The following is a 14269-nucleotide window of genomic DNA, read 5'->3' on the forward strand; positions in this document are numbered from 1 at the left end:
TCCCTGTTAATTAGACCTTAACGTCTCGCTGGTTAATGTTCTCCATTATGAGGGAGATGTCTGATGGTCTCAGATATACCTGGTAGTAGATTCTTCCAGGGACTATGCTTTTCGAGCGAGGGGAGTACACTCCCGTGGAATTAACTAGGACGTAGCCTAGTTCTAGAATACTTCTCAACTCGGCAACACTTGCAGACTCCACGTACATTTTAAACTTATTGGCAAAGTCAAGCCGTGTTCTAACGTATTGCTCGCTAACAATATTGCCGCAGACATTGCAGGAAAGGTCGGACGAGATAGAGTTGAACCCGCATCTCGGGCATTCTATAAGCTCTCTTGACATGTGCTTGTTCCATACTGCCTGGAGAGTAAGGATAAGGTCTTCTCTACCATATTTGCGGGCAAGCGAGTAAAGCTTAGAAGCGCTCGGTATGGTAGCCTTCCCTCCCCGGTAGACTACGTATTCAAGGATTTTCTCATCGAGAGTGTCCAAATTCTCCAATATTTTGAAAACGACTAGCTCATATATGTTTTGCATGTTTCTCTTAATTCTCTTCAACACTGTTTCAATATCCGGCTTACTCGAATACCCGGATGTAACTGCCTCGATGACTTCCCGGGAAATCGCGGTTTTCAAGTCGCTGGGAATGCTTAACTCGTTCAAACCCAGGTATTCTAATACTTCACCCGACATCTTGTCTACTAGGTCATCTATTGAAAAGCTTTTGGAAGGCTTTCTCCTAGCCGACGCCTCTTTTGATTTGGTGGTTGTTCCCTCAGGAACCTTATCACCTGATGTTTTAGAATCCGATTTCTTGAGGCGGGGAATTAAAAACACCCCTTGAAAGGGGTTAAAGCGAAACTCCTTCAGGTATGCGTGCGTGCCTTGCAAGGCTTCCTGCTTTCTCGAAGTAATTACCTATAATGTAGCTCAACACTAGTTTAGCGATATGCGGCTTCTCCCTTAGCCTGTATAAGAATTCCCTTATCTCTGCAACATCGGCTTTTCCTTTGAAAACCTCTTTCCTAATGGAGTTGACTATGTTGTAAACCAACTCATCGTAATCCTCTTCCGACTCCAAGTTGTCACCATAGTATTTCTCCAGTAATTCCTCTAAAATGTCCCCGATTGCTTCGTCGACAACGTCGACAACCGATTCTTCAGCGTTACTGCTCAACGTGTTTCACCTGAGATCCATTAAAAGAATACCTACTTATAAACTGATTTAAAACAACCTCACTGTTAGACCGTCTTCGTCAAGGAATGCTAGGTCTTCGGGGATTTTTTAACGAGATTCAGCCTGTACTGGTCTCTCACAGTATCGTATAAGTATTCGACCACGCCTATCGAGTCCAGTCCGTAGGGGATTGCCGCGTCGAAAACCGTGATCACGAGCCCGTCGTGCGCTACTCTATAGCCGTTAACCATTTCATGACTCCTCACGATATACTTACCATGTATCAAGCCAAGGGCTTTCGAGGAAACCTTCTTACCGTATAAAACGCCCGCGCCTCTAGGGGAGTCGAGGAATTCCACGTTAAGCTCCACGGGGTCACTCCACAATATTTCCTCCAACATTTCAGGACTGGCTTTCCCCGTGTTTAACGAGAATGCCTCTTCGAAGCTAGAGGCCTCTAATACTTTAAGCGGTGGTCCACCGTGAAGCATTAATATTTCGCCGGGAAGGTAAGCCGTGATAGGGAGGGTGTTGAAGAGGCTTAAAGCCTCGCTGTACACTTTCTCCCCCTCCTCCCCGTATCTTTCAACTAGGACGCTTGGGAAATCATGCGGGTGTGGTATTAGCCAGGTAGGGGGTTCGTGGTTTCCTCGTAGAAGAATGATTTGATCGTTGAAAGCTGTTTTCAAATAGAGGAGCAGGGCCAGGGTTTCAATCTGGTAGTCCCCCCTGTCAACATAGTCTCCTAGAAAAACCATTACATCGCTACCTTGCCCCAGTAGTTCAAACCTCTCTCCCAGTATTGTCAGAAGTGAGTGGATATCGCCGTGAAGGTCTCCAATGATGTGTAAGTTAACTCCTCTTTCAACTTCAATAATCCCTGGCTCGTGGAAGACGTAGTTCCTTGTAGAGCTTTTAACTCTACCCGAAGCGTTTCTCATTAATTCGATTATCTTCCTAGGATCGGACGCTTTATCCAGTACGTCTCTCAATATTTCATCCAGCCTATTCATGAATGTTTCCCTGGAAATATATCAGAGAAGTGTAATATAAGGGTAGACCTCGTATGAGGCTCCTTCAACAGGCTCGTGCGAAATCTGCGGGTTACTAAGCCTTAAAGGATCACACCATCCGTGAAGGATTGCTAACACCGGGTGCTTACTTAAAAGATGAATCTGGTCCACACCGGTTAAGATTTCACTTTTAAACAGCAGGTTCACCAAGGTGTTAAGTATCGAGAGAGTCGGAGCCGCGATCCTTACCAGGGAATACACTCCCTGAGCCCTGTACACTAGTCGAGGGTATAGTTTATTTTTAACATGCTTGTAGTAGTGGAATGGAATGCTTTTAAGCATATATTTCTTCACGATATCCTTCAAGAACTCTGAAGTCTTAACATCGTTTTGAACCGGGGGATTGAAGAAATTGAATATTTCAAACAAGATAAGCTCGTCAATTTCATCCCTCACCATGGAATACTTTTCCTCGTCCATGGTTTTGAAAACTATCTTACGCTCGAGATGTTTTTCAATAGGGATCACGACCTCTTCCACATACCCGGAGAAGACGATGTGGCAAAGCTGATTGTTAATTCTTAAAACCTCTTCCGGGATAACCACTGGTTCTAAAAGATACATCATTATCAACGGTTTCTTGTTATAGGAGTAGTACAGGGATAGTGTTCTAACGTTCTTATCAATACATTGCAAAACATCCGCCTTCTGAGACATCTCTATCATTACGAAGGATGGTTTATGCTTACCCAGAGCACCCAAGTTTACGTTATAGTACTTGTAAAGAACCTCGTTCTCCAACCCCTTTGTGATTAGTGATGAAATATAGGATGGTTTCAATCCAAGGGTTTGAGATATCTCCTTAAGCCTCATACCTGAATTATACAGCTCTATAATCCTCCATAAGTCGTGTAGTTTTGAATAGCTAAGTCTCATTGAAGACTCCTTCCAGGACCAGTGTTAATATAGGCTCCAAGTCACCGATGCTTATGGCTTCAACCATCCCCTTGTAATACGCTGTAAACATGTCGTCTGTTTCCTCCACTAGGAGGCCCAGTTTCTCGAACAATTCCTTCCTTTCACTGTTAATGCTTCTACCAGTGTAGTTGATTCTTAGAATCCCGTCTCCAAGCCTGATAAGTATTGTCTCATCTCCTCTCGAAACCCTGAATATTGTGAAATAGTGCAGAGCACCCCTTAGATCCCTCTCCCTTATCCTCTTCTCAGTGAATCCCCCAGCACCCAGTTTCTCCCTTAAGAAACCCCTTATCCAATCCCCAATTACTTCTTCAGTGGCTACCATTTTCTTCACCACCATACGGTTCAGACGCGGCCAAGGCTCAACATTAACTAAATCAGCACGCTCGTTTAGAGCTCATCGCGCTCGCTCGCACCGGGGATACTCATCACTTCTAAGCTTAAAACCATGATTATGCTCGGTCAAATGCCTTCAAATCATCAATCATTGTCGGGAGTACTCGTCATCGCTGCCAATGTTAAGTTTTTCCCTTAGCTTCTTTTTAACGTTTTCAGCCACTACTGCTCCGTCAATCCTCCCTCTCACAAGCTTCATGGTCTCGCTCATCGCGATCGCGAAGGCTTTCTCCTTCTTTGCTAGAAGCTTCTCCTTGTGCTTCTCTATAACATCCTCGATAATTCTCCCTAATTCATCCATGCTAAGCCTGGTGATGCCTAGCTCTTTCACTAATTCCTCAAGCCTTTTCCCAGGGTTAAGCAATGCCTGCTTCATCAAATCCGGTATTGCTTCCTTGGAGATTTCCCCCCTGGAGAGCAAGCCCACTATTTCTTCAATCAACTCGTCTGTAACGTTCTCAACAGGAACATTCTCCTTCCTGAGAGAGGGAATTATGTTAACTAGTATTGAAGCAATAATTGAGGGTTGAACGCTCCCCCTGTACTTATCGACAAGCTTCTCATACAGGTCAAGCCTGAGGTCTCTGATAAGCGTGCTCGCTAATTCAGCGCTCAACCCGTGTTCTTCAACGAACCTTTTCAACTTAACATCGGGTGGTTCTGGAACAATTTTCAAAGCTTTCTCGATCAAACCAGGGGTGACGTACACGAGCGGGATATCCGTCTCCGGGTACATTCTCGCTGCTCCTGGACGCGGCCTCGTATACTTTGATGTTCCATCAGGGTTTGCACTCCTAGTCTCCTCTGGAACTCCTACTACCGCTTGCCTCGCCCTCTCCACCACTGCTTTCAAGGCTTTGATACACTTATCACGTTGATCAGCAACGATTACTATCGCATCTTCACCCGGGTTCGCGTCAAGCATCTTGTAGAGTGTTTCAACCTCCTGCGCCGTTATCCCATAGTTCGGCAACTCATCCGTGTGGAATATTCCGCCAACACCTCCCCATACTTTAGCGTAGTCCGATAACTCCGTGCCAAACCGTCTCCCAGGCTGCACCTCCCTGCCCAGCAGACCTTTGAACCCCTTCAGCACGACAGCGTATACCCCGCCTCCGGGGGTTGTTAAGGATTTCCTTACAATCTTTGATGACGTGTTTTTGAAAACCTCGGTTACATCCACTATCTCTTCTTTCAAATCCTCCGGTTTCACATTTCTCTTCAATAATTCATCCCTGATCTCTAGAAGCCTCTGCTGGCGCAGGGCTTCGAGCTCTACAACCTTGGGGATTAAGTAGAGGTGTTGTACTCCTTTAATCTCAACCTTGGCTCCATCGCGGATGCTGACGTTAAGATCCTGTCTTATAGTGCCCAGCCCCCTCTTAGCGTAACCAGTCAGCCTTACCAGTTGCCCGAGCTTCAAGGCAATCCTCATGGCTTCCTCAGGGTCGTTGATATCGGGCGCTGTGGCTACCTCCACTAGAGGGATTCCCAACCTGTCAACACGGTAGTAGACCTTATTCCCTTCCTCACTCATCTTCCTGGCAGCATCCTCCTCAAGACACAGTGTTTGAATCCCTATCCTCTTCTCCCCATCCATGATGAAACCGTTCAACGCTATTAAAGCAGTTCTTTGAAAACCGCTCACGTTACTCCCATCCACCACAATCTTCCTCATAACATGCACTTCATCCACCACTCTCATGTTTAACGCCTTAGCAATTGCTAATGCAACCGTCAACGAGTCCTCGTCCAGGTGATGCGGCGGTTCCTCGTCAACTTCCACGAGGCATGATGATTCCGCAGGAGCCTCGTATACGAATACCCGCTCCTTCCTCCACTCCAAAATAGCCGCAGGGTCTACCTCCCCGGTCTCGCTCTTGGCAGGTCTTAAGCCTCTTTCTATGTGAAACTTCGGCTGCTCCTCCACCAGTCTTGTAGGGCATTGGCAGAAGAGCTTCCTGGGAGTGTCTAGTTGAACGTGGATTTCGAGACCAACCCTCAATCCTAGTGATTTAAAGTCAAGCTCACTCATGAGACCACCTGGGGTATAGTTCTAAAGTATGCCTCTCGTTGATTTCCCCGGCAATATTGGTCTGCATTAGCTGTCTAACCTCGGCAAGGTTCTTAGTCACGGAGCCCAGTATCCACGATAGCTTAACGTAAGCGGTTTCAGGCAGCATGTCTGAAGCCGGTATAACTCCTGCTTCGAGAAGTCTTCTCCCAGTGCTGTAAACGTTAAGGTTTACACGCCCGAACAAGCACTGGCTTGTCATTACGACGGGGATTTCATTCTCAACAGCTCTTTTCAAGGAATCGATCAGCGAGTTAGATACGTGTCCAAGGCCGCTTCCCTCTATTACTATTCCGCTGAATTTTTTATCTACAAGGAAGTTTACTATCTCCTCCTGGAGGCCAGGGTAGGCTTTCACGATCGCTACTTTATCGTCAAACTTGTTCCTCAACAATGCCTCCTTGCTACGATCTCTTTTCTCTAAAATCCTGCCAACAATTCTAATCTCCCTGGTGTAGGGGTATACTAGTGCTATAGGCTTGTCGTTAATGGGTTGGAAAGCGTCTCTCCTGCTTGTGTGCATTTTCCTTGCTTTAACACCCCTCAGCACTACAGCGTAGCTGTCCGAGGACTCTCCATGCATAACTATGACTGATTCAGCAAAGCTTGCTTTGAAAGCTGTTAGAACCGCTGAGTACAGGTTGAAGAAGGAGTCGCTACTGGGCCTGTCACTGCTTCTCTGAGAGCCTACGAAGACTATGGGAACCGGCTTCCCCACTATTGAGAATGCGAGGGCTGCTGCAGAATAGCTCATCATGTCTGTTCCGTGTGCGACAACCACTCCTTCAGCACCGTTAGTTATTTCCCTATATACTTCCAGAGACAGTTTCTCCCAGTCGGAAGGCGTTATGTCCTCGCTGAACTTCTTCATAATCTCGCGAACGTTTAGGAAGCCTACATCGCTTAGCTCCGGCGCCCATTCCAGTAACTCCTGCGGGTCAAGCAGCGGGGTCACCGCCCCCGTCACATAATCCACCTTAGATGCTATTGTGCCTCCTGTGGCAAGAATTGATACGAATGGTTTCTTCAGCGAAGCCTCGGAGCCGGTGGTTCCCGGAAGCCCTTTCTTCTTAGACAGTAAAACTATCCTGGTTTCTAACTCTACTTTAACACCGATGTTGTACCCGTTAGAGAGTTTTAACACTAATACCGGTCTGTTAGAATACAAGAGCTGTCTAGGCATTAGCACGCCTGTAAAAGACTCCCCATCCGGGTTGTCAACCCTGATCACATCTCCAGGCTCCGCGCCCGCTTCCCTCAGCTTAGAAGCTATGAACCCTGTATAACCGTGGTAAATCTCCATGAAAACTCACAATGGAGATTATGGGGGTTATAGGTTTAAAAAAGGATTATCCTTGATAATCAGGAAGAACCTCGGGAAGACCTGTCTTTCTCGAATAGTACTTGTTTAAAACCCTGTGCCCTAGAACCAGCAGCACTACGCCTATGGGCAGTAGTATCAGCGGGTTTGTTAACCCAGCCGCGAACAGTAAGTAAAGGATTAGTGAAACACCTGCGGCAAAGGTTCCATAAGGCATTTGAGTGGTTACGTGGTCAATGTGATCGCTTCCGCTGAACATTGACGACATAATAGTCGTATCGCTTATCGGTGACACGTGGTCGCCGTAAATACCTCCTCCGAAAACAGCGCCAACAGATGCGGCAGCAAGCATGTAGGCTAGATTTATATCATTGTATTGCATAAGCGCGATCTGCCAAGCCAGCGGTACAGCTATAGGCATTACGAGGGCGAAAGTACTCCAGCTGGTCCCAGTAGTGTATGAAATAAACATTGAGATCAGGAATATTATTAATGGAACCAGCAGTGCTGGAATATTGGCGCTGACAGCCTGCGTGACCACGTAGTCAGCAGTGCCCAGGCTCTGGGTTGCGGTTTTAATGGTCCAGGCTAGCACTAAAATAGCGTTCGCATAAACCATAAGGTACATCCCTTTCAACGTAAACTCCATGGACTTTCTAAATGTGAGAACCCTTGAATACATTGCCCCTGCAAAAGCTATTAGGAATCCTGTGAAGCTACCCCATAACAGGGCTGTTGCAGCATCAGCATTCATCAAAGCATCAATGAAACCTATCTCCCACCATGCAACATTCAACTTATTCTCCACAATAATTGCTGTGGCACCTGTATACCACAAACCTATCAGCGTCACGATAATTAACCCTATTATCGATGCTATGAAAACCGTGTAAGAAGCTCTTTTCTCCCTTGGAGCCTCGCCGAGCACGCTCTCCGTGGGGAGTAAGGGCTGTGCACCGTCCCGTAGAACCTTGCCCTCCGTTAAAGCCCTGTGCTCTGCTTTAAGCATTGGTCCAAAATGCCTTCTAGTTGCCGCTATTAGGAAGACGAGGATGAGTGCTAGGATGGAGTAGAAGTGGTAAGGCACCGCGCTCAGCCACAGCCCATACCCGGATACGTCAGGGATTGCTGGAATAACTCCCTGCTCGAACTGGTCTTTCAACACGTCAAGCGCTCCATTGATCTGCTGAACCTCATACCCTATCCAGGTTGAAACAAGCATTAATCCTGCAACCGGTGCAGCAGTTGAGTCAACTATGTAACTGAGAAACTCTCTGCTAACTCTGTGCTTATCGGTTAAAGGCCTCATGGAGTTTCCTACGACTATAGTGTTCGAGTAGTCGTCGAAAAACACGATAATCCCTAGCAGAGAAGTCATAATGGAAGCCGTCCTAGCGGATCTGATACGCTTACCAATCGCCTCAGCTATCGAGTGCATCGAGCCCGAGGCGTACAGTAGCGCTACCATCGCACCTATCAGGAAGTCGAAGACCAGGATGGTGGCGTTCCAGGAGTCCGTTATACTGGATACAATCCAGTTCCATGTTTCAATAGTTGCTGACAACGGGTTATACCCATACACCATTAACGCAGCTATCCATATACCCGCGAAGAGAGCCGGCAATACTTGCTGCGTATATATCGCCAGGACGATGGCGAGGAGCGGCGGGAGTAGGGGGAATGTATAATAGGCGAACCTCTTATCCTCCGGCATGAACTCTGCGTTAGGAGGGGCAAACGCTAAGAGACCAATAGCCAAAATAATGATAATAACTATTAGTTTAGCCCGCACATAACCCACCTGCCACAATTATATTTCCGGAGGCTTTAAATATAAGGATATCTCCAACCCTGAGGAGAAGCCAACAGGATTGTTTAAAAAGCCTGCTGCTTAGGAGGGTTCAGGATCCTCCTAACATACTCCACCCTGTTCCTAAGCCTGGGAGGCTTGTTTTTCTTCTGCTTGGGCGGTATTTTAGGGGTTGCATTCCTAACCTTTCCCGCTTTCGTTAGCGAACCGTGAGTTGGCATGCCTCATGCACCTAGTTAAACACTGCTCTACTGAAATTCTACGGTTTTAAGGGATATTTAAATATTGTTTACAAAATAATTAATCAATGAACCGGTGAAAGCGATGACGAAAGCTTACCTTGTGGAGACGTTTATTGGAGTACTAGTTTTCGATGAAAACAAGAAGCTATTGTTGAATATCCCGGCTCCAAGCTCGATCGATGACCATGTTGAGTATTTGCTGAAGGTTGAGAACGGGGAGGAGACTCCTCAGCTGGCTGAAGCACTCGGCAAGCTCAGGGAGAACGGTTTCTCCGAGGTCGAGGTTGAGCACTTATCTGTTGCTAGGAATGTTTCAAACCACGGTTTGAAACCTAATATTTCACCAGGGCATGAGGTATTCCTGGAGGCTCGTGAGAGGCTTCCAAGCCTTGCACTGGAGACAGGAATGTACAAGACTGTTGACGAGTATTATCAGAAATACCATGAGATAATGATGGAGTATACGAGGAGGAAGCTTAGAAGGGAAGCGCAGAAGAGGGATTTGCTTGCTGTACAGGCCATTAGGGCAATAGACGATATTGATAAGACCATCAACCTCTACATTGCGAGACTGCGCGAGTGGTATAGTATTCACTTCCCTGAGCTAGACGAGCTAGTTAAGGAGCATCCCGAGTATGCTAAACTCGTGTACGAGCTGGGAGATAGGAGCAATTTCACAGTGGAGAACCTGCGGAAACTAGGCTACTCTATGGAGAAAGCCGAGAAGCTAAGCGAGGCAGCCAGGTCGAGCATAGGAGCGGATTTAAGCGATTTCGATTTAAACTACATAAAGATTCTTGCAAACATTGTTCTCGAACTGTATAAGCTGAGAGATACTTTAGACGGCTATATCGAAGTAGTGATGAAGGAGGTTGCTCCGAACATCACCGCCATTGTTGGTCCGAAGCTAGGTGCTAGGTTAATGAGCATAGCTGGAGGGCTTGAAAGGCTCGCGAAACTCCCTGCAAGCACTATCCAGGTATTAGGAGCTGAGAAAGCCTTGTTCAGAGCCTTGAGAACAGGCGGCAAACCACCCAAGCACGGAGTATTGTTCCAGTATCCCCCGATCCATAAGAGCCCGAGGTGGCAGAGAGGAAAGATCGCTAGAACAGTCGCAGCAAAGCTGGCAATAGCTGCTAAAATAGACTTCTTCAGCGGGAGATTTATCGGTGACAAGCTAGTTAAGGAGATAGAGGAGAGGATTGAGGAGATTAAGAAGCTGTATGCGAAGCCGCCTGTTAAGAAGGAGGAAGAGGAGAAGCCTAAGCCCAAGCCCAAGAAGAAGTGGAGGAGGTGATTGGAGTGAGTGAAGCGGTTAGTGTAAAACCCCACGCCAAGTACTTCGGGGTTTACGTAGTAGAGATGGATGATGGAAGCGTCAGGCTCGCAACCAAGAACCTTGTCCCTGGGACAAGGGTTTACGGTGAGAAGCTCTTCAGGTTTGAAAACGTAGAATACCGCGAGTGGAACATGTATAGAAGCAAGCTTGCAGGCGCCCTTGGAAACGGCATCTCCGAAATGCCTATTCGCGAGGGACATAAGATCCTCTACTTAGGCGTTGCCTCGGGAACCACTGCGAGCCACATATCCGATATAATAGGTGTTAACGGTAAAGTTTTCGGAGTAGAGTTCGCGCCGAGAGTGATGAGAGAGTTCGTAATTGTCGCCGACACCAGGAAAAACCTTATTCCAATACTAGCAGATGCTAGGAAACCCTACCAGTACCGTCACGTTGTAGAACTTGTCGACGGCTTGTATGCTGATGTCGCGCAGCCTGATCAAGCATCAATAGTTGCAGACAACGCTGATTACTTCTTGAAAGACGGGGGTTACCTCTTAATGGCTATCAAGGCTAGAAGCATAGATGTTACAAAAGAGCCTAGCGAAGTATACAGGAAGGAAATTAACACGTTGAAGGAAAGAGGCTTCGAAATAGTTGACGTGGTCCATTTGGAGCCGTATGACAGAGATCACGCAATGGTTCTCGCCGTATACCATAGGAAGCGGTAGAAAGGTTTTAATGGCTTAAATCACATTATTTTTAGTTGACCATGTAAATACTTATGATTGAAAGGGTCGCCCTTGAACACTACCAGCGAGTTTGAATCAATGCTTGAAAACGTGTTGAACATTTTGAGAAAGGGAGGTTACACTATCCACCTTGTCTCATACCCTGAAGACAGGCGCAGCATTGACATAGTTGCCAAAAAGGATAAGGACGTGGTTTTGATAAAAATAGCCATTGACGCTGATAAAATAGGCAACCTGGAGGTTGAGGATCTGCGGAAGTCTTCGATCGCTTACTCCGCTAGCAGCATAATCGTGTCTAAGACGTACAGGGGGAGGGAGCTGGAGGACGATGTCGTATATGTGAAAGGCAATATCAACGTGGTTTCCCCAGAGTTGCTTGAAAACTACATTGTGAGAAAGGAGAAGCCGCTGATATATAATGTTAAAGGAATCTACGTGCTGAGGCTTGATCCACAGAAATTCTGCGAGAGAAGGACTGAGCTAAATCTCTCACGGGGCGAGCTGGCAGAGGCCTTGGGTCTGACACGCAAGGCTTTATACTTGTATGAGAAGGGTGAAACCATGGTCTCGTTGAACACTGCTCTCCAGCTCGCTGAATTCATGGGCGAGGATATTTTCAAGAAAATAGATCCATTGAAAGACAGGGTTAACGAAGAAGATTTCACAATAATCCAGAGCGAGAAAGAGCGTTTAGACAAGGAGTTATCAAGCATTATTGCAAAGTACAACTACATAGGAGTTAGGTTTAAGAGAACGCCAGTTGACATTGCCTTGAAAGGTGTGAAAACATTTAGCATAGTTAGACAGGACGACACCAGCAATGCGATGAGAAAAATAGATGATGCAGAGGAGATAGCGAACCTGACCGAATCGCTTCTAATAGTGTGGAAAGAAAAAACTGGTTTGAAAGAGCTTGAGAAATTGATAAAGAAATTAGAGTAGTCCTAGCACAGGAGAGCTTGAATGAACATAGTTATCACTGGACGACCAGGCGTTGGAAAGTCTACAGTTTTCCTCCGTGTTATAACACACCTGAAGGAACGTGGAGAGGTTTTAACCGGCTTCAGGACCCCCGAGGTAAGGGAAGGCGGAATCCGGGTGGGGTTTAAAATAGTGGACTTGAACACTGGTGAGGAAGCCTGGTTAGCGAAACGGAACGCTGATTCCACAGTAAGGGTTGGATCATATGGAGTATTGGTGAGTGAAGCATCCGAGCTCATTAGGAAGTCCTTGGAAACAGCGTTAAAAACAAGGAGTATTGTCGGAATAGATGAAATAGGACCTATGGAGCTTAAAATACCAGTCTTCAAGCCTCTACTACTGAGAATTCTTGAAAAGGAGACTGTTAAGATTCTAGTAGTGCACGAACGTTTAAGTGATAAAGAAATATTATCAAGGTTAGAAAACGCCGCATGGTACGAAATCACGGAGTCTAACCGGGACAAGGCTCCGTCAACAATAATTGAGGAATTGGAGAAGAGGTTGAGGAATTATTGACCGAGGTACATAGTAATGAGGAAGTTTTGACCGAAGGACTGGCCAGGATCATAGTGCCAAGACTGGAAAGCTATGTGAGAGAGGATGGGAAGCTAGAGCCTGCATGGATGCCTGTCTTCTACAACCCCGAGGCAGCTCTCAGCCGAGATATAACTGTTCTTTACTTGTCAACAAGGTTTAAGCATGGATTGAACTTCATAGATGCGTTGGCTGGAACAGGTGTAAGAGGCGTAAGAATCTCTCTTGAACTCGAAGGCGAAGGGGTTTTAAACGATGTAGACCCCCGGGCATTCCACTACATTAGGAGAAACATTGCCTTGAACAACCTTGAATCTCGGGTTCAAGCATTCAACCAGGAGGCTAACACGTTGTTGAACATGCTCACCTTCACCGGTATACCATTCGATTTCATAGATATCGACCCATACGGGTCTCCAATACCATACGTAGACTCCGCCTTCAAGCCCCTGGGTAAGAAGGCATCGCTGGGCGTTACGGCGACGGATACCGCACCGTTAACATGTAGCAATCCCAGGAAAATGCTGAGGAGGTACTGGCATAGATGCGTGGATGTTGATTTCGAGAAAGAAGTAGGTCTCCGCGTGCTGATTTCAAACATAGTGTTGAGAGGAGCCGCGCATGATATTATGTTGAAGCCTGCTGTATCCTTCCTCTACAAACACTACTACAGAGTAGTGTTTGAAACAGTTAGGAATGCTTCACTATCCTTTGAAAACCTTTCAAAATGCATAGGGAGCATTTGGTATTGCACTGAAACCCTTGAAAGAGGCTTCGCGGTGAGCGGTGAAAACGGGATAGCGTGCATGAGTGGTAAACCAGTTTTAATAGGGCCTTTATGGGTCTGCGAGCTAATGTCAAGCAGTGTTGTAAACGATATGCTCGCACAGCTCCCCAAGTATCCTTGGATGCAGAGACAAACGGTCAAGATGTTGAAAATACTGGCTGAGGAAACCAGCGTGCAAACCCCTTATATCAGGGTGGACAGGGTTTATTCACGCTTGAGAAAGAACATGCCACCGTTCAGCCAATTAATGGAGACTCTTAAGCAACATGGTTTCAAAGTAGCTAGAACACACTTCGATCCAAGGGGTATCAGGGTGGATGGAGACTTGTCGGAAGCGTTCAAAATCATGAGCACGCTGGGAAGGTAAAGCGTTTTAAAATGCAGGAAACACCGCTAACTACTCGGCTTAACCAACTTAGAAGCTGTTTCAACCTGCTTCTTAATGTACTCTGAAAGCATTGAACAGTTAGTGGGGTCGTAGTACCCTCCCTGGTAGCATCGATATATGAACGGGCAGCTAACACACACGATGTCTAGCACGCCTTCAAACTCCGCGCCAGGGCCTTGCGTCCTCAGCGCTGTGAGAGTTTCCTGTATTTTCTGGTTTTCAGGTTCTATCAAGAAAGTTTTCCGACCGTTAACCACTGCTTCCTTCCTTCTTACAAAGCCCATGCTTTCCAGTTTCTGCAAAGACCTTGAAACCGCGCGACTATCCAGCTTCAACTCTTTCCAGAGCTCACTCTGATACACGGTTTTATTCGTGTTTCTCGACAAATACTTCAATATCTTCACGTCGTCATCGTTCAGCTTGTAGTCTAGCTGGGACGTCATTTTGAACCTCACTGACTCCCTCGTCTCGCCTACTAAAATATTTGGGTTAAATCCATAATATACTTAAGCCTTTGAAGAGGGTTATTTGAAACT

General features: G+C 46.5%; 15 protein-coding genes. 5 read left to right on the top strand and 10 right to left on the bottom strand.

All coding sequences use genetic code 11. The features are described from left to right. Window positions 1-10: 10 nt before the first annotated feature. The 9 genes from IMZ38_RS06695 to IMZ38_RS06735 all read right to left on the bottom strand — a co-directional run bounded on the left by IMZ38_RS06695 (window position 11) and on the right by IMZ38_RS06735 (window position 8991). Complete coding sequence (locus IMZ38_RS06695) at window positions 11-694, bottom strand: hypothetical protein (RefSeq protein ID WP_193436097.1); 684 nt, start codon at window positions 692-694, stop codon at window positions 11-13. 157 nt (window positions 695-851) lie between these two features. Further along, entirely contained in the window at window positions 852-1178 is a 327-nt protein-coding gene (locus IMZ38_RS06700; RefSeq protein ID WP_193436098.1) for a hypothetical protein, read from the bottom strand. Between the two features lie 89 nt (window positions 1179-1267). Then, a complete protein-coding gene (locus IMZ38_RS06705) occupies window positions 1268-2191 on the bottom strand; it encodes a metallophosphoesterase family protein (RefSeq protein ID WP_193436099.1) in 924 nt (307 codons plus the stop codon). A gap of 21 nt (window positions 2192-2212) precedes the next feature. Continuing rightward, complete coding sequence (locus IMZ38_RS06710) at window positions 2213-3127, bottom strand: hypothetical protein (RefSeq protein ID WP_193436100.1); 915 nt, start codon at window positions 3125-3127, stop codon at window positions 2213-2215. Further along, window positions 3117-3494 (bottom strand): hypothetical protein, encoded by a 378-nt coding sequence (locus tag IMZ38_RS06715; protein WP_193436101.1) that lies wholly within the window; start codon window positions 3492-3494, stop codon window positions 3117-3119. Before IMZ38_RS06715 ends, IMZ38_RS06710 begins: the two co-directional genes overlap by 11 nt. A 159-nt stretch (window positions 3495-3653) precedes the next feature. Continuing rightward, complete coding sequence (gene gatE / locus IMZ38_RS06720; RefSeq protein ID WP_193436102.1) at window positions 3654-5600, bottom strand: Glu-tRNA(Gln) amidotransferase subunit GatE; 1947 nt, start codon at window positions 5598-5600, stop codon at window positions 3654-3656. Next, on the bottom strand, window positions 5593-6942 hold the full coding sequence (gene gatD, locus IMZ38_RS06725; protein ID WP_193436103.1) for a Glu-tRNA(Gln) amidotransferase subunit GatD: 1350 nt from the start codon (window positions 6940-6942) through the stop codon (window positions 5593-5595). The genes gatE and gatD overlap by 8 nt, the downstream gene beginning before the upstream one ends. Window positions 6943-6988: 46 nt before the next feature. Continuing rightward, on the bottom strand, window positions 6989-8674 hold the full coding sequence (locus IMZ38_RS06730) for a Na+/H+ antiporter NhaC family protein (protein ID WP_193436970.1): 1686 nt from the start codon (window positions 8672-8674) through the stop codon (window positions 6989-6991). Window positions 8675-8835: 161 nt separating this feature from the next. Further along, window positions 8836-8991, bottom strand: a complete 156-nt coding sequence (locus IMZ38_RS06735; protein ID WP_013129030.1) for a 30S ribosomal protein S30e — start codon at window positions 8989-8991, stop codon at window positions 8836-8838. A gap of 103 nt (window positions 8992-9094) precedes the next feature. Here IMZ38_RS06735 and IMZ38_RS06740 point away from each other — a divergent pair, with 103 nt between their 5' ends. The 5 genes from IMZ38_RS06740 to IMZ38_RS06760 all read left to right on the top strand — a co-directional run bounded on the left by IMZ38_RS06740 (window position 9095) and on the right by IMZ38_RS06760 (window position 13712). After that, window positions 9095-10309, top strand: coding sequence for a C/D box methylation guide ribonucleoprotein complex aNOP56 subunit (locus IMZ38_RS06740; protein ID WP_193436104.1), 1215 nt, complete (start codon window positions 9095-9097; stop codon window positions 10307-10309). Window positions 10310-10314: 5 nt separating this feature from the next. Beyond that, on the top strand, window positions 10315-11022 hold the full coding sequence (locus tag IMZ38_RS06745) for a fibrillarin-like rRNA/tRNA 2'-O-methyltransferase (protein WP_193436105.1): 708 nt from the start codon (window positions 10315-10317) through the stop codon (window positions 11020-11022). 72 nt (window positions 11023-11094) lie between these two features. Then, entirely contained in the window at window positions 11095-11985 is an 891-nt protein-coding gene (locus tag IMZ38_RS06750; protein ID WP_193436106.1) for a transcriptional regulator, read from the top strand. A gap of 21 nt (window positions 11986-12006) precedes the next feature. Continuing rightward, window positions 12007-12540 carry an NTPase gene (locus tag IMZ38_RS06755; RefSeq protein WP_193436107.1) on the top strand — a complete coding sequence of 178 codons (534 nt, stop codon included), beginning with the start codon at window positions 12007-12009 and terminating at the stop codon, window positions 12538-12540. A gap of 26 nt (window positions 12541-12566) precedes the next feature. Next, window positions 12567-13712, top strand: a complete 1146-nt coding sequence (locus IMZ38_RS06760) for a N2,N2-dimethylguanosine tRNA methyltransferase (protein ID WP_227410857.1) — start codon at window positions 12567-12569, stop codon at window positions 13710-13712. A gap of 26 nt (window positions 13713-13738) precedes the next feature. Here the strand turns inward: IMZ38_RS06760 and IMZ38_RS06765 are convergent, their stop codons facing one another. Further along, complete coding sequence (locus tag IMZ38_RS06765) at window positions 13739-14176, bottom strand: helix-turn-helix transcriptional regulator (RefSeq protein WP_193436109.1); 438 nt, start codon at window positions 14174-14176, stop codon at window positions 13739-13741. Window positions 14177-14269: the final 93 nt, after the last annotated feature.

The sequence above is a fragment of the Thermosphaera aggregans genome, assembly GCF_014962245.1.
Classification (GTDB): Archaea; Thermoproteota; Thermoprotei_A; order Sulfolobales; family Desulfurococcaceae; genus Thermosphaera; species Thermosphaera chiliense.